The 26,704-nt window shown below is 42.6% G+C and carries 26 protein-coding genes and 1 tRNA gene; 4 read left to right on the plus strand and 23 right to left on the minus strand.

Annotation, left to right across the window (positions count from 1 at the left end; translation table 11 throughout):
* Window positions 1-4: 4 nt before the first annotated feature.
* The 8 genes from QU661_RS06325 to QU661_RS06360 form a co-directional block, all read right to left on the minus strand.
* Window positions 5-325: a V-type ATP synthase subunit F gene (locus tag QU661_RS06325; protein WP_304989407.1), complete on the minus strand. Its 321-nt coding sequence runs from the start codon at window positions 323-325 to the stop codon at window positions 5-7.
* Window positions 318-1,313 carry a V-type ATP synthase subunit C gene (locus QU661_RS06330; RefSeq protein WP_304989408.1) on the minus strand — a complete coding sequence of 332 codons (996 nt, stop codon included), beginning with the start codon at window positions 1,311-1,313 and terminating at the stop codon, window positions 318-320. The genes QU661_RS06325 and QU661_RS06330 overlap by 8 nt, the downstream gene beginning before the upstream one ends.
* Window positions 1,314-1,340: 27 nt before the next feature.
* Complete coding sequence (locus QU661_RS06335; RefSeq protein ID WP_304989409.1) at window positions 1,341-1,910, minus strand: V-type ATP synthase subunit E; 570 nt, start codon at window positions 1,908-1,910, stop codon at window positions 1,341-1,343.
* Between the two features lie 46 nt (window positions 1,911-1,956).
* Window positions 1,957-2,430, minus strand: a complete 474-nt coding sequence (locus QU661_RS06340) for a V-type ATP synthase subunit K (protein ID WP_304989410.1) — start codon at window positions 2,428-2,430, stop codon at window positions 1,957-1,959.
* Window positions 2,430-4,412 (minus strand): V-type ATP synthase subunit I, encoded by a 1,983-nt coding sequence (locus QU661_RS06345; protein ID WP_304989411.1) that lies wholly within the window; start codon window positions 4,410-4,412, stop codon window positions 2,430-2,432. Before QU661_RS06345 ends, QU661_RS06340 begins: the two co-directional genes overlap by 1 nt.
* Window positions 4,399-4,725, minus strand: coding sequence for a hypothetical protein (locus QU661_RS06350; RefSeq protein ID WP_304989412.1), 327 nt, complete (start codon window positions 4,723-4,725; stop codon window positions 4,399-4,401). The genes QU661_RS06345 and QU661_RS06350 overlap by 14 nt, the downstream gene beginning before the upstream one ends.
* 202 nt (window positions 4,726-4,927) lie before the next feature.
* Window positions 4,928-5,110, minus strand: a complete 183-nt coding sequence (locus tag QU661_RS06355; protein WP_304989413.1) for a hypothetical protein — start codon at window positions 5,108-5,110, stop codon at window positions 4,928-4,930.
* A 74-nt stretch (window positions 5,111-5,184) separates the two neighbouring features.
* A complete protein-coding gene (locus QU661_RS06360; RefSeq protein ID WP_304989414.1) occupies window positions 5,185-6,096 on the minus strand; it encodes a LysR family transcriptional regulator in 912 nt (303 codons plus the stop codon).
* A gap of 162 nt (window positions 6,097-6,258) precedes the next feature.
* Between QU661_RS06360 and QU661_RS06365 the strand changes: the two genes are divergently transcribed.
* Complete coding sequence (locus QU661_RS06365; RefSeq protein WP_304989415.1) at window positions 6,259-7,143, plus strand: DMT family transporter; 885 nt, start codon at window positions 6,259-6,261, stop codon at window positions 7,141-7,143.
* 184 nt (window positions 7,144-7,327) lie between these two features.
* On the opposite strand, the gene rlmH is transcribed toward QU661_RS06365, so the two are convergent.
* From rlmH to QU661_RS06405, 8 genes are all read right to left on the minus strand, one after another.
* Window positions 7,328-7,807 carry a 23S rRNA (pseudouridine(1915)-N(3))-methyltransferase RlmH gene (gene rlmH, locus QU661_RS06370; protein WP_304989416.1) on the minus strand — a complete coding sequence of 160 codons (480 nt, stop codon included), beginning with the start codon at window positions 7,805-7,807 and terminating at the stop codon, window positions 7,328-7,330.
* A gap of 30 nt (window positions 7,808-7,837) precedes the next feature.
* Entirely contained in the window at window positions 7,838-8,650 is an 813-nt protein-coding gene (locus QU661_RS06375; RefSeq protein WP_304989417.1) for an MBL fold metallo-hydrolase, read from the minus strand.
* Window positions 8,643-11,918, minus strand: a complete 3,276-nt coding sequence (locus tag QU661_RS06380; protein WP_304989418.1) for a PD-(D/E)XK nuclease family protein — start codon at window positions 11,916-11,918, stop codon at window positions 8,643-8,645. Before QU661_RS06380 ends, QU661_RS06375 begins: the two co-directional genes overlap by 8 nt.
* Before the next feature lies 1 nt (window position 11,919).
* Complete coding sequence (locus tag QU661_RS06385; RefSeq protein ID WP_304989419.1) at window positions 11,920-12,561, minus strand: HAD family hydrolase; 642 nt, start codon at window positions 12,559-12,561, stop codon at window positions 11,920-11,922.
* Window positions 12,561-13,677 (minus strand): peptide chain release factor 2 gene (prfB, locus tag QU661_RS06390; protein WP_304989420.1). Its coding sequence is split into 2 segments (ribosomal slippage): window positions 12,561-13,610 and window positions 13,612-13,677, totalling 1,116 coding nucleotides; the frame shifts between segments, so codons are not numbered across the junction. The genes QU661_RS06385 and prfB overlap by 1 nt, the downstream gene beginning before the upstream one ends.
* A gap of 130 nt (window positions 13,678-13,807) precedes the next feature.
* Complete coding sequence (secA, locus tag QU661_RS06395) at window positions 13,808-16,621, minus strand: preprotein translocase subunit SecA (protein WP_304989421.1); 2,814 nt, start codon at window positions 16,619-16,621, stop codon at window positions 13,808-13,810.
* A 73-nt stretch (window positions 16,622-16,694) separates the two neighbouring features.
* On the minus strand, window positions 16,695-17,960 hold the full coding sequence (locus QU661_RS06400) for a hemolysin family protein (RefSeq protein WP_304989422.1): 1,266 nt from the start codon (window positions 17,958-17,960) through the stop codon (window positions 16,695-16,697).
* 93 nt (window positions 17,961-18,053) lie between these two features.
* Window positions 18,054-18,668: a histidine phosphatase family protein gene (locus QU661_RS06405; protein ID WP_304989423.1), complete on the minus strand. Its 615-nt coding sequence runs from the start codon at window positions 18,666-18,668 to the stop codon at window positions 18,054-18,056.
* A gap of 274 nt (window positions 18,669-18,942) precedes the next feature.
* Here QU661_RS06405 and QU661_RS06410 point away from each other — a divergent pair, with 274 nt between their 5' ends.
* Entirely contained in the window at window positions 18,943-19,527 is a 585-nt protein-coding gene (locus QU661_RS06410) for a hydrolase (RefSeq protein ID WP_304989424.1), read from the plus strand.
* Window positions 19,528-19,572: 45 nt separating this feature from the next.
* Window positions 19,573-19,648, plus strand: a tRNA-Arg gene (locus QU661_RS06415).
* 192 nt (window positions 19,649-19,840) lie between these two features.
* On the opposite strand, the gene QU661_RS06420 is transcribed toward QU661_RS06415, so the two are convergent.
* The 7 genes from QU661_RS06420 to QU661_RS06450 all read right to left on the minus strand — a co-directional run bounded on the left by QU661_RS06420 (window position 19,841) and on the right by QU661_RS06450 (window position 25,734).
* A complete protein-coding gene (locus QU661_RS06420) occupies window positions 19,841-21,016 on the minus strand; it encodes a M20 metallopeptidase family protein (RefSeq protein WP_304989425.1) in 1,176 nt (391 codons plus the stop codon).
* Window positions 21,017-21,169: 153 nt separating this feature from the next.
* On the minus strand, window positions 21,170-21,790 hold the full coding sequence (locus QU661_RS06425; RefSeq protein WP_304989426.1) for a hypothetical protein: 621 nt from the start codon (window positions 21,788-21,790) through the stop codon (window positions 21,170-21,172).
* 157 nt (window positions 21,791-21,947) lie between these two features.
* Window positions 21,948-22,325, minus strand: coding sequence for a hypothetical protein (locus QU661_RS06430; protein WP_304989427.1), 378 nt, complete (start codon window positions 22,323-22,325; stop codon window positions 21,948-21,950).
* 141 nt (window positions 22,326-22,466) lie between these two features.
* A complete protein-coding gene (locus tag QU661_RS06435; RefSeq protein ID WP_304989428.1) occupies window positions 22,467-22,814 on the minus strand; it encodes a M20/M25/M40 family metallo-hydrolase in 348 nt (115 codons plus the stop codon).
* A gap of 443 nt (window positions 22,815-23,257) precedes the next feature.
* Window positions 23,258-24,052 (minus strand): mechanosensitive ion channel family protein, encoded by a 795-nt coding sequence (locus tag QU661_RS06440; RefSeq protein WP_304989429.1) that lies wholly within the window; start codon window positions 24,050-24,052, stop codon window positions 23,258-23,260.
* Window positions 24,053-24,061: 9 nt separating this feature from the next.
* Window positions 24,062-24,613, minus strand: a complete 552-nt coding sequence (locus tag QU661_RS06445; protein WP_304989430.1) for a GNAT family N-acetyltransferase — start codon at window positions 24,611-24,613, stop codon at window positions 24,062-24,064.
* 194 nt (window positions 24,614-24,807) lie between these two features.
* Window positions 24,808-25,734: a DMT family transporter gene (locus QU661_RS06450; RefSeq protein WP_304989431.1), complete on the minus strand. Its 927-nt coding sequence runs from the start codon at window positions 25,732-25,734 to the stop codon at window positions 24,808-24,810.
* 252 nt (window positions 25,735-25,986) lie between these two features.
* Here QU661_RS06450 and QU661_RS06455 point away from each other — a divergent pair, with 252 nt between their 5' ends.
* Window positions 25,987-26,541 (plus strand): GNAT family N-acetyltransferase, encoded by a 555-nt coding sequence (locus tag QU661_RS06455; protein ID WP_304989432.1) that lies wholly within the window; start codon window positions 25,987-25,989, stop codon window positions 26,539-26,541.
* The last annotated feature ends 163 nt before the right edge of the window (window positions 26,542-26,704 follow it).

The following is a 26,704-nucleotide window of genomic DNA, read 5'->3' on the forward strand; positions in this document are numbered from 1 at the left end:
TCCATTATTTATCGCCAAATAGTATGTCTGCACCAACAGCCTTCTCAACAGCTCTCTTGACGTTGTTAAGACCTGCGCCATAGCTCCCGTCGCTTCCAGGAATTGGAACTATTGCTGGAATACGAAGGGTTTCATATTTTGCGATTTCATTACCTATTTCTTTATAATACTTTTCAGTGATGTAGATGATTCCATAATCATCCTTTACGATACTATGCAATTTATCTGCAGCTTCTTCCTTGTTTCTACAAGTGAATGCATCAAGCCCAAAGACCTTGAAGCCTATCACACTATCGGCATCACCGATAATACCAATCTTACTCATAAGTCTCCCTCAGTCTTTCTCTAATTAATTCTGGGCTCATCTTGGCTAGCTTACCAGCAAGCACTATGCGGATAGCCTTAATCTCATTTTGCCTAGCTACGAGATAAGCAACAAGTGGCTCAAGGCCAAATGTCAATGTCTTAGCTTCCCTGCTATATTCCACAAGAAGGTTATCGCAAATCTTCTCAAGCAGTGTAAAATCACCGCTATTATCGATTTGTTCCCCTCCTTCGCTTACCGCTTTTGCAATATCATAAGCCTGAAATTTCTCAGCTGCTTGCTTGAAGTCATCTTCATAGCTGCCTAGGAATATCTGCACATCTACCGTTCCGCCAGGGATAAATACATTTTCAAAGTATTTCCAAGGCTGACCCATCTTCTTGACTCTCGCAAAGGTCTTTAAATTAATGGTATCAATCCAAAGGGCTACATATCCCTTAACATAGCTGTTCTTCGAATGCTCGGCCGCTTCGATTATATCAGCAAAGCAGTACTTGTCACAGACAAAGTCAATCATTTGCGGATCATTAGTACGAGCATGAACATCTACCGCTTCAGCAAGTGCGCTCGCCATATTCTCTGTGAGATTCATAGTTGCACGCTCCTTGACACTCTTAGCCATATCGCTCGCACTGATAGTTCCGCTATCCATGAGCAGTTCAGCCCTATCAACGCCCAGAGATTCCGACTTGAGTAGTACCTTTAAATTGTGGTAGTCGGCAGGGTAGCAGAATATGCTTAGTGCCGCGTTGTTCTTGCTTAGTTCTTTCACCTCAGCGAAGAACGAGGCTTCTGCTTCCTTAAGCACTTCCTGATAATTTGTCGCAGTTAAAGCGTTACCTTCTGAACCATAACCAGCATCTTGCAGAACTTTGCATATATCGTCGATATTTTTAGACTCTGTCATATTGCGTAATTGCTCACTTGAAAGCAACTTGCCTTCTTGGCTTCTCACATATGAGCTCGCATATACGAAATCAGTTCCCAAAATATGCCTCCTTTCTGGTTAAAACGGTTACTTGAATAGAATTCCAGCAACCTCTGCGGTCAACTCTTCTCTTGCATTTGATAATAGCTTCTCTAGAGAAGCATTGTAGGATATTTTACCTCTTCTAAGTATACATCCACCTTCAATATCAACGGTCTCGTCACTTAGTGTAAGCGCTGTTCCTTTGAACAGGTTCACGAGATCCGCACCTATTCTATCTCTATCTGATTTGTTGAGCAGAACCTCTCCACCTTCTTGCTGATATGCGCCGAGCTGTCTGCAGATAAACTTAACATACTCTTCGGTTTCTAGGTTAAGAATCATATCAACTGCTTCTTTGTAGCACTCATCAATAACTGACTGCTTAGCAGCGAGCTTCATCTTGCGCGCATCGAGGTCTGCAACCGACTGTCTTCTGCTAACTAAAACTTCAGCATCATTTTTAGCTCTATCCTCGTAGCTTTGTAGGAGCTCATCTGCCTCTATCTGTGCTTTTTTGAGGATTTCTGTCTTAACTGCTTCTGCTTCGCTTCTCTGACTGTCGGAATAAGCCTGAGCCTCTCTTAGGATTCGCTCAGTTATAGACTCTATACTCATTCTTACCGTCCCTTTCTATAAGCTAGTTACAACGATTTGTGTGCGATTAACCAATCTGAACGCCGTTGTACATGAGGAACGAGATGATGAATGCTAGGATAGCGTATGTCTCTACCATTACTGCATAGATGATAGCGTTACCTAGAGCTCCATCTTTCTTGGAGATAAGCTGCATACCAGCAGCTGCTGCTCTACCCTGTGTATATCCAGATACGATACCTACAACTCCGATTGGAACTCCTGCGAATAGGAACGCAAGTCCCTGTGTAGTCGAAACACTTACTAGGTTGCCACCGAGAATTCCAATCTTGGTAAGAATCAGGATAGCGATAACCATTCCGTAAATACCCTGTGTTCCAGGAAGAGCCTGAAGTACAAGTGTTGAACCAAAGCTCACCTTGTCACCAGACATTACACCGTCAGCTGCCTCACCAGCAATACCAACACCAATAGCACTACCTACACCCGCGATTGTAGCGATTGCTGCACCTAGTACAGCTAAAGTTAGACCTAAACTCATTATTTTGCCTCCTTAATTACATTAATATACTTCGTATCCCTGCTTAGCGGTTCAAATGCTTTACCTTCACCTTCGTAGAATCTACCGAAGAACTCTACGTACTGAAGTCTGCAGGAGTGAACAAATGCTCCAAGAGCGTTGATTCCAAAGTTTAGCGTGTGTCCAAGAATTCCTATTACTAGGAACATAACCACTCCAACTACACTTTTGCCTCCCATCGAAGCCAAGAAGTTAAATACCTGTGCAATCGATGTTGAAGCTAGACCTAGTCCGAGAAGTCTCGAATACGAGAGTATATCGGATAAATTTCCTGTCAACCCACTATAGATATCCCAAATACCAAGTCCTTTCGTAATCCCCTTATTGGTTATGAACGGTAGAATTATTGCTGCTACAAGACCAACAATTGCCATAATCTTTCCAATACCTGGCGCTCCAGAGGCAATCTTGTTTCCAAACAGCATCAATATGATTCCCGCAACTATGAGATACCATGCAAATACATCTTTACATGCATCCAGGAATTTCCCATCCCTTATCTCTTCATAAGCCTTGATTCCCATGCCGACGAATAGATGTACAACACCTAGTCCGCACGAGAACACCAGGAATATCATCGGTGATTTCGCTGGATCTAGCCATAACGGATTGATGACAACTGTCTTTCCGAAGAATGTCTTTGCGACTACAGGGATGAGGTCTCCGAAGAAGCTTCCGAACATTATCCCCCAAAATATACTGGAGATTCCGCTGTAGAAGAGTACTTTCAGAAGCTTATATGCGCCTCCCTCGTACAGCTTATTCTTCTTAAGTGCATATACCGACATAACGCATAATATGATTCCATATCCCACATCTCCAAACATGATTCCGAAGAAGATGATATAGAAAATCGAGAATATCGATGTCGGATCAATCTCTTTCCAGTTAGGTAACGAATACATCTCCGTGATAAATTCAATAGGTGCAAAGAACTTTTTGTTCTGTAGGCGTACCGGCACCTCATCCTCTTCATCAGGATCTGTCAGTTCGTACCAACATGTGTATTTTTCTAGCAATTTCTCAACCTTGCTAGAAGCGAATTTTGGTGTCCATCCATCAAAGGTGAACGTCTCATCTGTAGTGAGAAGTCTGCTGCGCACGAATGCTTTATCACGACCAACTACCATGATGTCATGGTAACATTCGACGTCGGTCCTGGAACACTCCATCTCTTTGACATTGAGCTCAAGAGTCTCTCTCTCGCTATTAGCATCTACAACGGCCTGCTCGGCTCTGGTGATATTCTCTTCTACAGTACCCTTGAGTTCAGCAATTGGAGCGAGTGTAAAGCCAAAGTGCTTGATTATCTCAAGAGCTGCATCTTCATCGTCTCTAAAATACCACACGCTGACATACATCTGTTCTTTGTCCTTGTTAACACACTGTACTACCGAAGGTAATCCAGCAGCTTCCAGTTCATTTTCGACTTCTTGAACATCCGTATTCAGTGGCATAAGCCCGATGCGTATGCTTAGACATTCTGTTTCTGTGAGCTCAATTGGAAGCTTGTATGCTCTCCAAGGTTCAAGCGATAGCTTGAGCACCTCTGCCGAGTTCGCTTTATTGTAAGCATCGGCAATTGCACTGCCATACCCATTTAAGCGATGTACTTCCTCCTCGAACTCCTTCTCTTTGCCTAAAATCTCACTATACTCTGCTTCTGTCACAACCCTGCGGGCTGGGAACATTGGCTTCTTGCTATCGTCATACCTATCTAACAAAGATAGTGCTGAGTTAGCATCGGAGATTTTCTTGTCGAATTCTGCCAAAGTGGCTTCATCGCCATCCTTTACCACAAGGTTCTTCCACTCTTCGCTTTGAAGCTTGTCTTCAGGCTTAGCGACTTCGACAACGCCGAGATCCATGAGCTCCTTAATCACTGCTTGCTTCTCATCATTCATACCTATGACGGACAACTTTTTCATTTTAATCGTTGCCATAAGTACCCACTACCTTTCCGACGATTGCTGAAGCTGCTTGTGAGAGATTCTCTCTAGCTGATGCTTTAAGTCGCTCGCACAAAACAGTTTCTGAATCTATCTTCTTCTGATATGACTCCTCTGCTTTAGTTTCGGCGAATGCAATTGCAGCCTTGTAAGTTTCGGTGCCTTTTTTTTCGGCATCTTCAAGTAGAACCTTAGATTCTTTCTTACCGTCAGCTATGATCTGAGCTGCAGCTTCTTCAGATGATTTTTTAATCTGTGCTGCTTTAGCCTCAGCTTCTCTAACCTTTTCAATATCTGCTATCGACATAAGCATTATCCTTTCTGTCCTGTAAAATCAACCAAAAGGCCTAAAATCATATAGGACGTGATTTAGTTTGAATTATATCACTCATTAAAATTCTTTACAAACCAGCAAATCGCAAAAAAACAAGGCTTCGACTTGTCAAAGCCTTGTCATGGAATATAATGCAACCTGTTTTTACACAAATTTTTATCTATTTAATTATTTTCTAATCTAAAAGAAATATACCAGCGGTTATAAACGAAAACCCTACCATAAGTACGATCATCACTATAGCCATAATTCTCGCCATTTTTTCCTTACGATTTCTGTGTGGTCTATCTGCCTTAAATGCATGCTCTAAATTATGCTCATCTACTGTATTACCAGCTTTATTATGTTTCTTATTCATCCGAACACCTCCATATTTTATCATTATGCCATATATAGCATTTAGTTATATATATTGTATGCATATAAATTAAACTATTTTTTATCATTATCATTAATATTTTCCATCATCTGCTGTTTATGTTCTTCAAAAAAAACAAGTGCAAAATCCCTAAATTTTTTAGCAGCAGGTGAAATTCTTTCAGCTTCAGGCACTGCAATACCTATCTGTACATTGTAACTCGGCGAAATTGGTAGTGCCGTGACTTTTCCATGCCACTGATTTATTGAAACACCATTAACAGTAGTGACCCCTAATCCTGCTTCAACCATTGAATATGCGGCGAAAGCATCTGAGGTTTTGTACCTAATAGTGGGATTGATATCATACGACTTGAACATCAAAGAGCCGTCACTCTCTCTGCCAGGATATAAATCTATATAACTATCATCGTATATCCTATGTAGATCATAAACACCCTCGGCAACTGCAGGATGGTTATCTGGTACCCAAATATAAAATGGGTCGTCTATGAGATGTATCCATTCGCAAGTTCCCTCGCGGTAGCTTATAAGACAAAAGTCTAGTTCATCACGTTCAAGTTCAGCCATAAGAGCAGAGCTCCTTCCTGCTGTAACGTCAACCGCAATACCGGGATACTCTGCACAAAACTCCTTGATCAGATCTGTAAGGAATTTGTAATATGTAGAGTATGCTGTAGCGACACGAACCTCACCTGTTATAACACCACTAATTTCTGCAATTTTTTGCTCCAAATGATTGGCAGAGTTAGCTAGAGATACGAAGCTAGGCAGAATCTGCTTGCACTCTTGCGTTGGAGAGATGCCATTTCTATTTCTATTTATAAGGCGCATCCCTGTCTCTTCCTCCAATGATGCCATCATACGGCTGATGCCTGAAGGAGTGTATCCGAGCTCCATAGCCGCCGAGGACATGTTCCCTAGCTCAATGGCACGAAGAAGTGCTTTAACTTTCTCTACTTCCATTTTATCTCCTCATTTCAATCTTAAAGTCATAACTTCTTTAAAGACTCAGTCACGCTATGATATTTTATCACAATAAACTTGATTATTTAGCGATATTATCAAAATAGATTTTTTATTATAATTTAATCACATCAGTTTACATAAAGAAAGTGGGGATCCGAAGTGGATACAAAGAGAAAAAACCGTGCGATGATACTGCTGTTTACAGTAATTTCACTGCGTGCAACCTCGCTCTTATTTGCAACAACGGGTTTATCATATATGGGGCCGCTCACATTGAACGGCTACCGCTTCCCACTTGCTGCTATTATCTTACTCATTATATTCCGTAAAGATATTAAGAAAGTAGACAAACAACTTATTATCCACGGTTCGATAATTGGTTTTTTCTTCTTGCTGACGATGACTACTGAATTGATCGGACTCAAGTTAACAAATTCTTCGACTACATCATTTCTAGAGAATACAGCGATTATATTCGTTCCATTAGCGGATGCACTGTTAGTTAGAAGAGTTCCTAGTCCATCCTCAATTCTAAGTGCTTTGGTTGCACTGTCTGGCGTTGGATTTCTAACGCTTAAGGATGGTCATATAGGACTCACTTTCGGAGAATTCATGTGCATACTCAGCGCACTAGTGTACACATGTGCAGTGGTCGCTACCGATAGATTCTCTAAGCGCGATGATCCGTTCATGCTTGGAATAGTCCAGGTTGCATTTATAGGCGCTTCATCATTTATTCTGGCTATGATTGTCGAAGGGCCAAGCTTTCCTGTTGTACCTAAAGCATGGGGAGTGATAATATTTCTAGCAATAGTGTGCACCTGCTTTGGTTTCACACTTCAACCGGTTGCACAGAGCAAATTATCTGCATCTATATCAGGGCTATTTTGCGCATTCAATCCGCTTGTCACTGCGATACTCGGATATACATTTCTAGGCGAGAGACTAGGTACCACTGGTATGATTGGTGGAATTCTTATTCTCACCAGCATAGTCATCCCGGCAGTAGCCCCTTTGATAAAGAAGCCACAGCTGGCTAGATAAATTAGTTTACGACATTATGAGACATCCCTATCCATCATAATGTTCGCAAAGTATAAAGTAAAAAGTACAAGAAGACCTCCGCTTAAACGGAGGTCTTCTTGTATGGTAATTTATTTCTGCGTTAATTACATTATTACATATTACATTGATTTTGTTATTAGATACAATCTCTCGACCAGAAAACTCACTTGTGGTAAGTCTCACCACTATTAATCTTAAAAGCTCGATATATCTGTTCAAGAAGCATGATTCTTGCCATCTGATGAGGGAATGTAAGCTTTGAAAATGATAATCCGTAGTTCGCTCTTTTTTTTACTTTATCTGAGAGCCCAAGGCTACCACCGATGATGAAGTCAACAGTAGAAGACTTGGTGTCAAACGTACACTGAATTTTTTTAGCTAGCTCCACAGAATCAAGCTGTTCACCTTCCACCTCCATAGCAATCACATAGTCATCTTCCTTTATCCTGCCAAGGATGTTCTGTCCCTCGCGAATGAGCACTGCATCCTCATCAGTTGGAGATGGGTTTGCAGGAAGCTTACTCTCCTTGAGTTCTACAATCTCAATATTCGCATATCCTGATATTCGCTTGCTATACTCTGCTGCAGCTGCAGTCCAGTACTTTTCTTTTAGCTTTCCTATACAAATTATTCTTACTTTCATATAACTTCCTATGATCAGAATATCAAATAGCTACATTGTCGTTAACTTGTCCTTGTCCGCTACCTTGAGCGTAAAATCATTTCCTTGGCGCAGATTATTTTCATGCAAAATGTTCTTAACAGTTAGCAATGCCGTATCCGGGGTGTTGTTGTGGGTGCTCAAATGCGCGAGCATTATTCGCTGCTCTGAACTTACGAGTCCTGATTCTTTTCTCGCAAGCAACCCCCTAGTGAGTGCAATTCCGCTTGTCACATTTGAAAGATGTCCATATTCTCCGAGTATACGTTGCTTTAATGAATACGGATAATCCCCCATCTGCAGGATACTCTCCTCATGATTTGCTTCGAACACTATAGCATCTGCGCGAGTAAGTTCTTCAGTAATCTCATCTGTAACTATACCTGTATCAGTTGCAACTGAAAGCTGCTCTCCATCTTCGATAAAGCTAAAGCCTACTGGTTCGCTGGCATCATGAGAAAGCGAAAAAGCCTTAATGCATATATCTCCAATTCTTACCATATCCTGTGCAGCTATGCGTGTTAGCTGCTCTGGTTTTACATATTCAAACTTATCACAGTTATATATCGTTCCTCGAGATGTGTAGACTTTCGCATAAATACAAGCTTTTGCGATGGCTCTTATGCTTTTGACATGATCAGTGTGTTCATGCGTAACGAACACCCCCTGGATATCTTCCGCGCTCAGCATGCACTCAGCAAGCCCTTCCTTGATTCGCTTTGCTGTGAGACCAACATCAAGTAGCAACCTCGTTTTTCCATCTGAAACGATATACGCATTACCAGAGCTGCTGCTTCCGATAGATGCTATCTTTAATTTACCCATTTACTTCCCTATACTTGTTTCCTCTATATGTTACATCAAATCTGCAGATTGAACTGTATCTACAGTATGTGCATTCTCCTTTGGTGTCACTTGCAGTGCGTTTTTTTGTCGGAGATATGCTCACATCTCCAGCTACAATCTGCTCACTGATATCGTGAATCGACTGGCATACATCCTGTTCTATGCTCTCGAATAAATCTCTCGCTATAATCATCTTCTTATTGCCGAGCAGTGAACTTGGCATCTCGTCAATGACATCCTTTTCATCGACACATAACCCATTTAAAATCAAGCCTTTCTTGAGCTCGTTATCCACCACCTCCGAAGCATCCTTCGAGCCTTCTACATTCACCGAAACGTCCTTGATATTGTAGTAGAACACCCCGGCAGGCTTCCTTTCCTCAGACTTAGCGCCCTGCATGTACACCATGAGCTGCATCTTGTATCCACACCTCATCTGTTCTATATCAACCTTATCGGAGCCAGTCTTGTAGTCGATTATTCTTATATCGCCGCCTTCAAACACATCGACCCTATCGATTTTTCCCTCTATAAAAATTTTCTTACCATCAATCTCGAGTTCAATAGGAGCAAAAAGCTTACCTCTCTTAAATTCCTCTTCAAAATAGGACAACTTGACCTTACCCATTCTCATCTGTTCTGCGAGATTCCCCGCTACGCGCGCGCACACTTTTGCGACTCTCTCAAGTCTATACTGTTCACGACCATCGGAGGTAAAGAGGCCATCGCGATAGTCTCCGGCGATTTCTGTCAGGGTGTCGCTTACAAGATTCTCCAATTCATCATCGGTAATTTTACCCCATAGTCCCTCAGTTTCAAGTTTCTTGGAAACCTTCATAATGCATTCGTGGTATATGTCTCCTATCTCACGAGAAGAGCCGATAAATTCACGATCTTCTCTAGGTCTTAAACCATATGACACAAAATGCTTGAATGGGCAGTGATTAAAGCTCTCGATTCTAGTCGGCGAGAATGAAAACTCACCATTTCCTCTTGAGAACAGCTTCTCCGCCATAGCACTAGAAATAGACTCCGCGGAGTTATCGTCCCTAGCTGCCTTCATAGCGGTATCAAATATCTCCGGTTCATTATTTCTATACCAAGCAATTATCGAATTGGTAATCAACTTAGCTTTATTCTCATCCGCCACGTGTTCTTGAGACCTCCTACCCTTAAGATGGTTAAGAAGGTGGCGCATAGCTGTCTTTGGATTATTTATGACATTCATATCTAATCCGCTTGATATTACATCTTTATGTATCTTGATTGTTGGCAAAGCCGTTCTGAACGCATCAACCAGTGAAGAAGGTTTGGAGTCCTGCCCTTCTGAGTCAGAAAGCGACCAGCTCATATATAATCTTTCATACGGCTTTGAAATTAGTCTATACATAGCCACATTTTCTTCAGCCATCTTCAGTTCATCAAGATGCCCAATAGGAAAATCATGCTCCTTAAAAAACTCCTTTTCATCTACAGAGAATATCCCGTCTGAAGCAGGTTCCATAGGAAGCACGCCTTCATTCGCTGCAAGTACAACCATCGCCTTAAGTGGTCCTGGTCTTGTTCTGATCATAGATCCCATAATTATTCCGTCTAGCGCCGGTGGAATAATCCCGATATCAACGGATTCAAGTCCCTTTTTGTACAGCTGTATTATCTCTCCAGACTTCGTTTTATCAAATATCTCATCTCCCAAAATAGAAGCGATTTGCTCCAGAATATTGACACACGCCTCATAGCTCTGGGCAGTATTCTGCGCCTCTTCGTTATATCCCTCTTCAGCTTGAGCTTGAGATACATTCTGAAGTCTGCCTGGTAGATCCCATTCCTCTTCCAAAATTTTTATCAAATTAAACACTAATTCAGAAACTGTTCCAGAGCTTTCCGCTATATCGCGCAGCTTCGCAACTTGTTCTATTATGTATCTTCTCGTGCTCTCAAGCCTCTCAAATTCCTCGTCAGTATAGTCAAAATGCCCATATTTAAACTCTCTAGTCCACATGGTACCACGTATCTTATAATTACGTGCATAATTCTCCAGCATCTCGATGTCGTCTCTACTTATGCTCGTCAGTTCAGTCTTGAGCATTACGAACAGAGCTGAAGTCCTATACCCTTGCAGAACAAACTCTAGAAGACTCACGATAAATCTAGCAGCCATAGAATCAGTAATCGTCCTTCTGGAATCGACAAAAAGAGGAATTCCATACTCTTCAAAAGTTCTGCGTATTATAGGTTGCCTAGATGAATCGTCATTACAGATTACTGCGATGTCATTCATCCGATATCCTTTATCGCGAATCAGCTCATAAATATATGAAGCTGCACTCTCCGCCTCGTAGAAAGGATTTGCGCACTGAGTAAGCCTAACTTCATCATTTATCGTGTCTTCATCCGGCATATTCAGTGCAGATTCTCCCGAGCTCAAGATAGTCCTAAACAGATTCTCTTCCAGATAATCGAGTGTCTCTCTGCCGTATACTCTATATTCGTCAGACACATATTCTTTCGATACGGCAACACCTGCGGCAGTTGCCCTAGTGGTCAGCGCTGATATCAAGATTGTGCCAAGGTCAAAGTCACTGATATTGACCATAATGTTTACATCTACACGCTTTGCCATCTCAATGAGTGCATCCATAGACTTAGGAGCAAGCGTATCAAATCCGTAAACCCACACCGAATGATTATCAAATAGAGTCGATTCCCTAATCAACGAGACGTACATCGAAATGTAATCTTCAGAATCTATGTATCGCCCCTCTAGTTCCGACTCATATTCATCAATTATCAGCATCAACTCGCGCATCTTATGTGCAAGCAGCTCGCTGTGATTATCTTTATCGATTATAGATCCGAGTTCATCTAGAGAGAAGTCTTGCTGCTTGAAGTCGGCGATGAAGTCGTTGACCATATCTATGAATCCGCTCTGATCAGCCGCCGATTTAAATACTTCAAGATCATCTTTGTGCGACTTTATAATCTTGTACAGGAGCATATGTCTACCATACTTATCGAGAATCTCGATATTCTCCTTGCCGTGCTCTGCCATTATCCTCTGACCTAATCTATTCAAGGAGAGAATTTCAATATCAAGAAGACAGGCGCTACCCGTATATTTTAGAGCCTGCTCTTCCGCAACAAGAGTGTACTGGTTCGGAACCAATACATACGTCCTGCCTTTAATATTCTCGTATATAAACTTTTCCTTGTTCATGCACTCCCGTGCCATAAATAGGTTCAGCATCTTATCCCTCGATTATGTCAAACAGCTCCTCAGGTTTGTTTATTCTGTACATAGGCTCTATCCCGCCTAGAGGAACATTTCCGCCCCTGCGACCCCAGCATACCAGTATGCTGTCTACACCAGCATTGATGCAACAACCAATATCAAATCGCGTATCGCCTAACATTATAGTTTCTTCTCGCTTTGCGCCTAGCTGTCTCAGTGCTTCAAGAAGTGGTCCCGGCTCCGGCTTATGTTCGATTACGTCATCTGCTGTGATGATAACATCGAATTTATCCTTGATGCCCATCTCCCCTATATACTGTATTGCTGTATGCCTAAGCCTTGAGGTAACTATGGATAGCGAGTAGCCACGTCTTTTAAGCCCACCTAGAAGCTCCGCTATACCAGAGTATAATTTATAGGCACCCTTACTGTGCTCCGTCTGATATCTTCGGTATACCGCTAAAACTTCTTCTGGATCTTCATCTGCAAAAAGCTCTTTAGTCGTATTAGATACAGTCTCCCCAAAGGTGGAAAGTATAAGGTTTTCATCCGCTTCCTCGCCTTTAAATCTTCTAAAAGCAGCCTGCCATGAATCGATAATCAGCTGATCCGTATCTAGGAGTGTTCCATCGAAATCAAACACTATGTATTTCTTCATTATATGCTTCTCTCCTTCGCTTCCTGGGTGAGCTTTGCCTTGATAAATTCGTCAAGTGCCCCGTCCATTACGGCATTTATATTGCCAACCTCTGCATTAGTTCTATGATCCTTGACCATCGTATACGGTTGAAATACATATGACCTAATCTGCGCACCCCAAGTCACCTGACTCATATCTCCTTTTAGTTCATTGAGATTCTCCTTGTGCTCTGCCTCGGCGAGCTGCTGAAGCCTCGAGGCCAATATCTTCATCGCCATCTCCCTGTTATATAGCTGAGAGCGTTCATTCTGGCACGTTACAACTATATTTGTAGGAATGTGCGTTATGCGAATGGCGGAATCCGTAGTGTTGACATGTTGACCACCAGCGCCTGAGCTCCTATACTTATCTATCTTGAGATCCTTGGGGTCAATATTGACTTCAACGCTATCCCCAAGGTCTGGAACGACTTCAACCGCTGCAAATGAAGTCTGCCTCTTGCCAGCAGAGTTAAACGGTGATATGCGCACTAGTCTATGCACGCCCGCCTCACTGCGGAGGTATCCATATGCATTAATTCCGCTGATGACAATTGTGCAGCTCTTTATACCAGCTAGCGTATCGTTTTGAATATCAACTACATCTGTTTTAAATCCATGCTGATCAGCATATCTGAGATACATTCTCATCAGCATCTCCGCCCAGTCCATAGCATCAACACCACCGGTACCAGCGTGAATGCTTAGAATTGTATCCTTATCATCATATTTACCAGTCAGAAGTCTGCTTAGCTCGAGATCTTCCATCTCCTTGACTAATCGATTGTATTCCTTGATTATATTCTTGGCCTCAGAGTAATCTTCGTACTCTTCTGCTAGGTCAATCATCTCAGATATATCACTAAACCCCTTGAGCAATCCCTCATAATGCTCAAGCTCACTTTCGAGATGCTTTTTCTTCTTCATCAGCTTCTGCGCATCATCAGGTGTATCCCAAAATCCGGGCTTAAGCATCTCCTGCTCCATATTCGCTATATTACCTCTCAGACCATCTGGGTCAAAGATAGTCTCCAATCTCCTTAAGCTTCGCTAGTTCTCCTGGTAATGTCTGCCTTATCTCATCCAATTCAATCATAGTAAATCCTCTCATCTATGACAGATGCGCGTAGCCGCAATAAGCAGCATCGCGCATCCATTGAGCTAAACTCCATAGCCCTGCTTACTGCAGAACCCACATAATATCTTGCCAAATATAACGGATTCCCTTATTGGAACTTTCCGCAGCAATTCTTGTATTTCTTGCCGGATCCACAAGGGCACGGATCGTTTCTACCTATCTTAGGGCTGTTACGGTGAACTGGCTCCTGAACATGCTCCCCGTTATCACGGTACTGCTGTTCACCCCCATGAGCAGCTGCTATATCCTCATCATAATACTCTTCCTTGCGTTCAACCTCATCCCTTGAAACTGTACGGCGTTCAGTTCGGGTCTCAACGGTTACATTGAAGCAGTATTTTACAGTCTCCTCACGGATATCCGCAATCATCTCCTCGAACATGCCGAAACCTTCTTTTGCATAAGCAACTGCAGGGTCCTGTTGTCCGTATCCACGAAGCCCAATTCCGTTCTTGAGCTGTTCCATCGCATCGATGTGATCCATCCAGCGATTATCAACAACTCTGAGCATAATCATGCGCTCAACTTCACGCATATGCTCGATACCAACTTCCTCTTCCTTCTCACGGTATATTTCCTCAAAGACATTCATGATGTCATCGCGAAGCTTATCTTCATCGAGATTCCTCAGTTCCTCATCTGTGTAGCTGAGTCTGCCCTTAAAGGCAGGGGTAATCTGCTCGCAGCCGTAGAAAATCTCATCCATATCCCAGTCCTCAGAGAAGCGAGTCTCCATGGTAATAGGTGCAACTATGCCATTTACAAGCTCTTCCACCATTCCCATTATATAGTCGCGTAGGTTCTCACCGTCGAGCACCATCTTGCGCTGCTCATATATCTGAGTCCTCTGTCTGTTCATAACGTCATCATACTGAAGTACGTATTTACGGATACCGAAGTTCTTGCCCTCGATTTTCTTCTGAGCGTTTTCTATTCTTCTCGAAAGCACCTTTGCTTCTAACGCATCATCCTCGGTAAGACCAACTGTCTCGACAATTCTCTGCATCTTCTCTCCACCGAAGAGTCTCATCAGGTCATCTTCAAGTGAAATGAAAAACTGTGTAACACCAGGATCTCCCTGTCGTCCAGAACGTCCACGCAACTGGTTATCGATACGTCTTGATTCGTGTCTCTCTGTACCGATGATGCAGAGTCCACCGAGCGCTCTTACTTCCTCCTGCTCGTCCTTTCTCTCAGCAGTAAACTGCTTCAAGAGTTCCTGATACTTCTCCCTAGCGCCATTGAGTTCTTTGTCATCAGATTTTTCAAAACCTGTTGCAAATGCAATCTGCTCAGGACTGTATTCCAGCTTCTTCATCTCACGCCTAGCCTCAAAGTCAGGATTTCCACCAAGTATGATATCTGTACCACGACCAGCCATATTGGTAGCGATTGTAACGGCACCCTTGCGGCCTGCTTCAGCTACGATTTCAGCTTCCTTCTCATGGTGTTTAGCATTGAGCACGTTATGCTTTATGCCTTTCTTCTTGAGCATCTCACTGATTAGCTCAGATATCTCAATAGAAATAGTACCTACGAGAACGGGCTGACCTGTCTCATGCGCTTCTGCAACTCTATCGACGATAGCTTTGTACTTGCCAGTCTGACGAGCATACACGGAATCATCTAAGTCTGTTCTCGCAATAGGCTTATTGGTAGGAATGACAACTACATCCATGTTGTAGATATCTCTAAATTCATCTTCCTCTGTCTTGGCAGTACCCGTCATACCAGATAGCTTCTTGTACATACGGAAGTAGTTTTGGAGCGTAATAGTAGCGAGAGTCTTGGACTCTGACCTTACAGATACGCCTTCCTTGGCTTCGATTGCTTGATGCAATCCGTTTGAGAAACGTCTACCGTACATCAGACGTCCAGTAAACTCATCAACGATGAGAATCTCACCATCCTTGACGATATAGTCAACGTCTCGTTTCATGAGGTAATTGGCGTGAAGCGCCTGATTTACATAGTGATTGAGCTCCATGTTGTCTGGATCTGAGAAGTTCTCGATACCAAAATATTCCTCAGCAGCCTTTATACCGGTCTCATTGAGAGCAACCTGCTTATCCTTCTCATCCACAGTATAGTCGCCATGCACTCCGTTCTCACCCTCTTCCTCGTCACTTGTGGTGTCGCGGATGAGCGTCTTAACGAATACATTTGCCGTGCGATACATATCGCTTGAATCAACACCTTTGCCGGAGATGATGAGTGGCGTACGCGCCTCATCGACGAGAATCGAGTCGACCTCATCGACTATGGCGAAATTAAGTTCTCGCTGAGTGAGTTCCTCTTGATAAGTAACCATGTTATCACGGAGGTAGTCAAAACCGAACTCGTTGTTAGTACCATATGTGATATCCGCCATATATGCAGCCTTGCGGTCATCACCTTCTAATGAATTGATAACGCAACCAACTGTAAGTCCTAGGAAGGTATATAGCTTTCCCATCCAGTCAGCATCTCGCTTTGCGAGGTAATCATTTACGGTGACTACATGAACACCCTTACCAGTAAGCGCATTCAGATATGCTGCGAGCGTAGCCACAAGCGTCTTACCTTCACCAGTTTTCATCTCAGCGATTCTTCCTTGATGCAGCACCACACCACCAATGAGCTGCACGCGGAAATGCTTCATACCTAGACTTCTAACCGCACCTTCACGGCACACGGCAAATGCCTCTGGCAAAATGTCATCCACAGTCTCAAAAGGACCTTCATCACCTTCTTCTCTGATAGTACCTAGACGCTTCTTAAACTCCTCTGTTTTAGCGCGAAGCTCTTCATCAGTAAGCTTCTGCATCTGCTCATCGTAGGATTCAATCACATCTACAATTTTTTCTATCTTCTTGACCTCTCTCTTGTTGAGGTCTCCAAATATCTTTTCTACTAAACCCATTTACGTGGCTCCCTTCCTTCTCGATAATACATTGTATATGAATTTTAATAAGAATTGTCTTAAATAAACATCCCTAGTTGTCATCCTCGTCTTCATGAGGCTTGTCCTCGACGCGAATATGGAGTCTAAGCGCCCTCTTGGCATCCGCCCTTGTAACCCTAACCTTGAACAGTTTGTGTTTAGATTCATACTCGAATGTATCTCCAACCTTTGGTATGCGGTCGAGTTCAATCATCGCCCATCCATTTACCGTCGTCGCATCGATATCTATGTCTTCACCCTGAAGTTCAAAGAATTTTTCGACATTAGTTCCTCCGGCCACCGAATATGAACCATCTATTAAGTCTGTGACCTCTCTCATCTCAACTGTATCGTGCTCATCATAGATCTTGCCGACAAGCTCTTCGATGATATCCTCCATCGTTACGAGCCCTGTGGTACCACCGTATTCATCGACGATGATTGCCATGTGGGTTGCCTTTGCCTGCATCTTCTTGAGAAGTACCGATGCCTTAATCGATTCAGCTACATATGCAACTGGCTTTACATATAGGTTTACGCTCTTACCTTCTCCCACGACATAGTTGTGGAAATCCTTCTGATTGAGAATTCCGATTATGTTGTCAAGGTCATCTTCGAACACCGGAAGTCTCGAAAGGCCCGTGTCTTTGAAAAGCTTAGCTATCTCATCATTAGGTGTACCGAGCTCGATAGCGATGATATCTATTCGAGGTGTGATTATGTCTATCGCTTCTAAATCGGCAAACTCGATTGCGTTAGTAATCAGCTCACTCTGAGATTCTTCGATGCTACCACCTGTCTTGGCTTCCTCGACAATCGTCTTGAGTTCGTCCTCTGTGTATACCTGCTCAGATGAGATTTTGAAAACTTTATCGACTAGCTTCTTCCATACACCAAACACCCAGTTAAGCGGTGTAAATAGAAACATCATGACCTTTACGGCCGGTGCCATAAATAGCGATAGGCCTTCTGCTTTATCCTTAGCGATATTCTTCGGTGATATCTCCCCGAACACCAAGACCAGGACAGTCACAACAACGGTGGAAATAGTCGCACCATAGTGACCATATAGCTTGATGAACATAACCGTAGCTATAGAAGTCGTCGCGATGTTGGCAATATTGTTGCCTATCAAAATCGTGGTGAGAAACTTGTCGAAGTTCTCCGTTATCTCTAGCACGAGCTTCGCACTCTCATTGTCATCGCTCGCTAGATTCTTCATCTTTATCTTGCTCACCGAAGTGAACGCCGTCTCAGTTGCGGAAAAAATGCCCGATAGCACGAGCAAAATCACAATACTTATAACGTATGGTGTCATTTAACTTGATTCACTCTCCTATATCTGTGTGTATCCGATTAATTATACTACATTAAACTGCAGATAAGTGATGAAACAACGAAAAAAGCTCTCTCATACCACGAGAGAACCATCTTTCCATCCTATTTCTCTATATCTAGCCGGCTTGCCATCCTCAAAATCGACCGCGTATCCGCTCGCAGGATTAGGAGTCCAGTGCCATGCCTTCTCCTTTACCGACGGAAACATCATCTCCATACATGTAAAAATCACAGCACCATGGAACACTCCTATAACATCGGAATACTTTACATCATCCTTTAATGCTTCAAGACCGCGAGCTACACGTTCAATAAATCCATCATTAGTCTCTCCTTCAGGAAAGTCCATGTATTTCTTCTTTCCCTCAAGCCAAGCCCTGGCCTCGTCATGCTGGAGAACCTCTTCCATGGTCTTCATCTCAAATATGCCAACTCCAACCTCTCTGAGATCGGAAATGATTTCGTGATCTCTGTCCCCGAATATGTGCTCAAATGTCTGCTCAGTTCTCAGCATTCCAGATGTATAGAGTTTAGCACCATCCGCTTCAGGATATGCACCCTTATCACACAGTGTCTTAATCTGCTGTACACCTTGCTCAGCAAGAGGCAGATCGGTGCTTCCATAGAATAAATCCTTAAGTGTCCCCTCTGTATCACCATGTCTTATCAGGTATAATGTATTTCCCATCTTAGTCCCCTATTTTCGTATCGTCTAGCCAAGTATTTGGACAGCGCCAATGCGCCTCGCAGTCATCATCCAACATACTTAAATTTCAGCGTTTTTATAGAATTAATATGTGTGTTTTTATACACTACAATGTCGCATATTATATCATTTTCTGTTATAATATTCTACATATTTGCTAACGTAAAAGCCGTATAACGCAGAGGATTATGTATGGCTATATCACACCTTGGTGAGTATATTTTATTTTTTAGGGATTTTGGATTGGAGGGATATTATGTCAGATAATTTCAATAGAGACTCCGCTTGGGAGCTGGTAAAAAAATATAACGAAGAGCCGTTTCATCTCCACCATGCTGTTACAGTAGAGGGAGTGATGCGTTATTATGCTGAAAAGCAGGGCTATGATCCGGATTTCTGGGGCCTAGCAGGTCTGCTTCACGATGTTGATTTTGAGAAATGGCCGGAAGAGCACTGCAAGAAAGCACCTGAGTTACTCGCTGAGATCGACACACCGGATGAGCTCGTTCATGCAGTATGTAGTCACGGCTACGGCATCTGCGTAGATGTCGAGCCGACACACGAGATGGAAAAATTTCTATTTGCTTCAGATGAGCTCACAGGTCTCATCGGCGCAGCGACTTTACTCAGACCGTCTCGCAGCTGCAAGGATATGGATGTTAAGTCAGTTAAGAAGAAATTCAAGGACAAGAAGTTTGCAGCAGGCTGCGATAGAGATGTAATAAAGCGTGGAGCCGATATGATGGGCATCGAGCTCAATGAATTGTTCGAGATTGTCCTAGAAGCGATGCAGTCGATGCCTGATGCTGAGGAGCTCGATGCACAGAACGGCATAAGCTAGATATATCGATTCGTACGATATAATCCGCAACACTGCGGATTATGCGCGCCCGTAGCTCAGGGGATAGAGTAGTTCACTCCGAATGAAATGGTCAGCGGTTCGAATCCGCTCGGGCGCACCACTTTATATAATGTGAAAAGCACTGCAGCCTACGGGCTGCAGTGCTTTTGCTTTGTGGTTATAATATAACCAACTAGATATTAATTATTCTATGTATTTTCATCAGACTCTATATTAGCACCCTATAACTCACGAGCTATAAGGCTCTAATATCATTCTAATCCGCACTTGATTTTAATTGATCTATCAAATTCTAAACTTCTCTGCCTGCGTTAAAGTCCATAGCTACCTTAGCATAAATCTGAGCTCCTCTTATAAGTTCAGGTTCATATACAGTGAACTTACTGTGATGCTGCACGTAGCAAGCGCCAGAAGCCTCATCTGCAACACCGAGCAGTAGCACACATCCTGGAACCTTTTCCATGAAGTAAGCGAAGTCTTCGCCTCCAGCAGTTGGCGGAACGTGTATAGGAGCTTCCTCCCCGATTACGTCCTGCGCTACAGCTCTAGCAAGTGCAGACATGCCCTCATCATTGACAGTAGGTGGTACAAGAAGCGTATCCCTAACCTCAGCTGTGCACCCATAAGCTTTAGCTGTGTCTGTGGCAACCTGCTCTACGTACTCAGGGAACTTATTGAACACATCATAGCTGAAGCATCTAGTTGTACCTGTAAGCTTGGCTGATCCGGCGATTACATTCCATCTCTCACCTGCATTAAATGTTCCAACTGTTACTACTGCAGGTTCAGCAGGAGCGAGTTTTCTTGAAACGACAGTCTGAAGACTTCCGACAATCGCAGAACCAGCCACGATAGCATCGACAGCTAGATCTGGCTGAGCTCCGTGTCCGGAGCTACCCTGTACATCGATTTCAAACATCCTTGCAGCACCCATTCTTGGACCTGCATCACAGCTGATATGTCCAGCTGGCACATTGCCCCAGACATGCATCGCAAAGCATGCATCTACACCATCTAGCGCACCATCTTCCACCATGGCTTTAGCACCAGTTGCAACTTCTTCAGAAGACTGCCATGCGAGCTTTACTGTTCCGCAGAGCTCATCCTTCATATCATTTAAAATGTGCGCTGCTGTAAGAAGCATTGAGATGTGACAGTCGTGGCCACACGCATGCATGACCCCCTTTGTCTTCGATGCAAAAGGAAGTCCTGTCTCCTCGGTTACTGATAGGGCGTCAATATCTCCTCTGAGCAGTACAGTCTTGCCAGGCTTCGCACCTTTGATTGTTGCTAAAGTCGAAGTCTCAAGACCGCAGTGTTCCCATTCAACACCCATCTTGTCGAGCTCTTCTCTGATTTTCTTTGCTGTCTCATATTCCTTTTCACTCACTTCGGCGTTGTTATGAAACCAACGTCTCATCTCAACTTGATAGTCAGAATATTTTTCTGCAACCTCTTTCATACCCATGATATTACCCCCCTATATGTTAAAAAAGATTATTGTATAAGTATTGTGCTCGGGCAGGCCTTTTCTAGCCTATTAATGTTCTCACAGCCTGAGATAATATCAGGCCGCTTTCTGCGACCCGAATATTGTTTTCCGAATTAAGCCTATATTCGCTTATAGAAGTGTAGCGAATATACCAGCTAAGAATACGGAAGTGATAGTTACTGTAGTGAATCCACCAATGATCATCGATGGGAAAATTTTGCTCATCAAGTAGTTAACCTCGTCTGGATCATCAGATAGAGCCTCGCACGTCGATTCAGAGATGATCGCATCTGCTGGGAATCCGTAAAGTGCTGTCAATCCATTTGCAAAAGCAAGATAGAACGACATCTTGAATATTTTTGCAATGATGAACGAGAATACAGCCATACCTATGACACCTATGACGATGAGTATAACCATCGGTCCTATGATTGACTTAAGCATTGCTGGGGTTAGGTTCTTAAGTCCGTCGAACACAATCATCATAAGCGCGAACATGCTAATCCAGTATGAATTTGCTCTGTTCAGAATATTTGTATCCAGGAATCCAACTGCACAGAAGATTACACCGAATACTAACGCCCATATTGCTGGCGAAATTACTACACTGCCGAACTTAAGCTGTCCTGCGAGCGATGCAAACCACGCAACTAGACCAAGCTTGCAAAGCATGAATACTGGTGTATTGTACTTATCAGGAACTCTTGGCAAAAGCTTCTTAACCTTAGAATCATCGTTTACAACCGTCATTCCGATCTGCTTGTTAGCTTCCTTCTGTTCCTCTGTGAGAACAATTTCTCCGCTTCTAAGCTTAGACAGTAGATGGTTACCGCAAATGTAGCAGCTACCTCTAAGCCTTTTGCATGAGCAGCCATCTGCATAGTTGTAGCGGCAACGATTCCACCAGTTAGTGGAGGTAGAGACCAGCTATCATCAGAGTTTTGTCCATGAACAGCGGTGCAAGATACCAGCTGAATAGCACCATACTTGCGAGGCCAGCTAGACATACAACGATAGTCTTCCACTGCTCCAGCAGATGCTTAACACTGATGATTGTACCGATATGTACGATAAGCAGCATCATAGCTACTGTTGCTGCAAATGGAACGAGTCCAGAATCTGTCCCTATTGTCTTAGGGAAGAATGTCCAGTATCCAAGTAGATATAGGATTGCGGATGCGAATACGGATGGTACCCAAGCCTTGGTAGCTGTTGAAATCCACTCACCAACGGCATAACAGATAGCCATCAACACGAATGCCAATAGTGCATTATAAAATACCATGTTTCTCTAGTACTTTCTGTTTTCTAAAAAATAACATCCTGTGAATTAATCTATTTTGACAGTTAGCCCTAACCCCTGACTATACTGCCTATATTACAAAGCCGCTCAGCAGCTCTATAAACTCTTATGCACTGCAATATATTATGCATTGCAGTTTTCTTTTAAATACCTAATTGCTGTAGCAACCATAGCCGCCATACCGTAAGGAATTGTCTCCTCGTTTAACGTACTTGCTGAATTATGTAGCGGAGCATAATGCCCTGCATTCCCAGCTTTCAAAATCATAAATGTGCCAGGCTTTCCACTTACATCTGAGTAGGCACTGAAGTCCTCACTGAAATTCATCGGTCTATCTAAATCGATTACCCTATCTTCACCGATGGTATCTGCAGTTGCCGCCCTTGATACAGATGTGAGCTCTTTATCGTTTATCACTGGAGCATATCCCTTTACATAATTGACATCTACAGTGCATCCTAACCTCTTCAAAGAGCTCCCTTGCTCTCTTTAAAATTTTATTCTCACTCATCTTTAATCCCCTATTTGCGAATATGCGAATTGCATTTCACAATTTACAACACATATGTAAAAATCCTATAAGCCTTTAACCACAAGGCTTACATTAAGTCTAGAAATTTAATATGCTGTATTATAACACCGTTTTTTATAATTTAAACAAATTTTTCATACTTTTTTGTGTTATTTCACTAACACTTTCTAGAGCCACTGAAATTCCAACGATAAGTTGATATGAAAAATTTGCACTTTATCGTATACACTGTTTTATGGTTTATTTTCGTAGATATTAGAATATGGCATCATAAAAAAGAATCCTCTCATCGCCAATGCGCCAAGAGGATTCCTTCGGAATATTAATTACTTGCGTATATTAAATTGAAATTTCTATAGAAATTTGTATTGCTGATATGATTCTACTTACCGTCAGAATCATTAACATGTACATCGAGCTGACTATAAGGAAGCACAATATCTGATTCAATAAGGCATTTCTGCAGCACACCCATAGCAGCTCTTCTCATAGCCCACTTATCCTTCGGCTTACACCAGTATCTGATCCTGTATGTTGCAGACGTTGCATCGAAGCTCTGGACAGCTAGATATTCAGAGTTCTTGATGCCTTTAACTGCTTTAATCTTCTTTGCACAGTCAGTCAGAACCTCTCTGACATGCTCTGGATCCTCGTCATATCTGAGCCCTATGTCTATATCGTATATACCATTAGTTATACCCACTTTAGTGATATTTCTGTTGCAGATGGTAACATTATCTCCTGTATTTAGGCTCGTGTACTGAGTGGTCTGAAGGGTGAATAGTGTAACTATACCTTCGTCATCATCAATCCTAATAACATCGCCAACTTTAAAGGCTTTGTCATTAATTATATGCATACCCATCAGCACATCCTTAAATACGTCCTGCATCGCCATGCCGAAAACCGCACCGGCAACACCAACACCAGCGATTATTGATGTAATCCGTATATTGTTTACTTCGAGTACTGCCAAGGCTGCAATTATCCAGGTTACAGTCTTCATCAGTCTAAACGTCGATCTAACAATCGCATTCATCTGTACCGTATTGTTGGTCTTTTTGACATAGAGCTTATGCGTATGTTCTATGACGAGCGTTGCAATAGAGGTGACCAAGATGATGATTATGCTACTTATAAATTGTGCCGAAGTGACCATTTTAACTATTATATCCACGTTATCCCCCTATCCTCGGAACACCGACAAGTCGTCCCAGCTCAAGAGTGATGATAGCACCCCAAAGCCTTCTATATCTTGATAAAATTCATCAATCTGCTTAGCTCCGTAATGCTTATATATCTCTTCTGCTTTGGTGTTACCTGCAAATACGTCGATTACCATCTGTGAATATCCGATATCCGCCACTCTATTTCCCATCGTAAATAAGAGCCTTCGCCCTATACCAAAATCTCTGTAAGATGCCTCTATATGCAGCATCTCAAGCCAGAATGCACCGAATACTTCCGGAGAGGGTGTGCCCGCTACAAAGCCGACAATCTCACCGGTTCCAGTCTCTTCACCATCTGTTAGTAGCTCAGCAACAAACATTTCATTTCCTGGTGTAAGAAAATATGTGTCCATCCTCTTCGACGCACTCTCAGGATTCACAGAGCTTAGATATCTTTTATCAAGTATATTTGCATATGTATTATGATAGTTCTCTGATAGGATGCGCCCAACCTCGGCTATGTCGGAACGCTTCGCCTCACGAATTTTTATTTTTTTAATATCTTCCATACTATAGACCTGCCTTATTCATACGTTACTCTATAGTATACACGAATTTTCATTTAAATTCCTTTAAAGTAATAACTTACTCCCAGTGTCCTTCACTGACAAGCACCTGCTCGGTGTATGACTCTTTAACGACAACTGCCTTTATGGATACTACCTCAGCATGAAAACCTTGCTTTACATTATATACAAACCCACTATTTCCCCACGCTGTCTCTCTCTGGCGATTTCCGCTGCACCTGTGCAACTACAGTGGATGCAAAGATTACAACACATCCACCCCACTCCACGAGAGACATATGCTCATGGAGGATAAGAACCCCAAATATCGCTGCAAACACGGATTCAAGACTCATTAGCAGCGATGCAACAACTGGATTAGTATATTTCTGCCCTATTATCTGCATAGTGTATGCGAGCGCCGTTGGAATAAGAGCCGAATAAAGCGTTACCCATAGGGCGTTCTTGATCATCTCTAGAGTTGTATTCTCAGCTATGAATGCGACAATCAGTGTAAGTACCCCGCACACTAGCATCTGCGCCACAGAGAGCATTAACGCATTATTCTTGGTTACGTGTTTTGATACAGCCATTATCTGTAGTGCAAAAAACAACGAACTCAAGAGTGTTATAGCATCACCTGTTCCCAGTCCCGAAAGCCCGCCATGTAAGCTCAACATTGCAAATCCTATCATCGCCATTACTACTGAAATCCATATCCTTAGACCTACTTTATGTCCGCTAAAGATTCCCAGCAATGGAACGATAACTATATAAATTACGACGATAAAACCAGCTCTCCCAACTGGCACAGTTGTGAGTCCTACCTGCTGTAAATTCGATGCCATCCCGAGCATCGTCCCACACACGACACTCCCTACGAGCAAGTTCATCTTCCGAGTTCTTACTACATTCTCACCATGAAGCTTTTTACTAAAGAATTCCCTTGGTCTTGCAGCTTTTATGACTAGAGGCATAAGAGCTAATCCCCCAATAATCATTCGTGCTCCGTTAAAGAAATATGGACCTATAGAATCCATCCCCATCTTCTGAGCGATAAATCCACTTCCCCAGATAATCGCAACTATTAGCAGTGCAATATTTCCCTTGTTCTTATTGCTCATATGATAAGTCCCCCTAATCACCTAATCATATTGAAAGGTTATTGGTTTTTGTCAGCATTTACCTTGTCTGATTTAATAATAACTAGGATATCACCATTACTGAATCCCTTTAATAAATAGTCCCAAATATGTAGTAAAATTATAACATGCAAGCATATTAAGGTGTACAATACCGCAATTATATATGATAAGCTATGTAATTTTTTGGTATAATAAGACATCAATAAGATTGGTACTAGAGGAGGAATCGACTTGATAGAAACTGACCACATCATACTTCGCAAGGCATCCTTTGCCGATTGCGACCTTTTCGCAGAATGGGAGTCGCGAGAAACTGTAATCGAGCATTTCTGTACGACAGGCAAAAGAAATCTCGATACTATAACCGACGAATTTCACAACGTCATCCACGATCCATCTCGCGAATGGATGACAATAGTTGAGAAGTCTAGCAAAAAACCTCTGGGAAAAATAGATATCACCAACATTGATTCCATCAATGATTCGTTAAATATCGCAATCATTTATCTCGCTGACGAAACGGCTCGCGGCAAAGGTTATGGAACAGAATCCATGGAAGCTCTTCTTCGCCACGCTTTCGAGGAGCTCGGCACACATAGAGTTACCGTTTCTCATTTTCCCGACGATAAAGTCGCTTCAAACCTATACACAAAGCTAGGTTTCAGAACAGAAGGCATACTCAAACTAGCCGGGAAACGCAGTAATGAGTATTTCGACATGGAGCTTAGGGCTATTCTAGTGGAAGAATGGGATGAACAGAACGAAATAAAAGCCTTAAATGCTTGACTTTAAACACTTTGAGTAATATAATTTTTTAGGCATATTGTGCAAATGGAGCAGGGCTCTGCCCGGTAGCTCCGACACTAAGTTATTTTTAGTATGTCGAACAAGATCTTTAGATCCTAGTAGACAGTGCCGAAACCGATCTTCGGATCTGAGTAGGTAGAAA

It is taken from the genome of Mogibacterium neglectum, assembly GCF_030644205.1.
GTDB classification, from domain to species: domain Bacteria; phylum Bacillota; class Clostridia; order Peptostreptococcales; family Anaerovoracaceae; genus Mogibacterium; species Mogibacterium neglectum.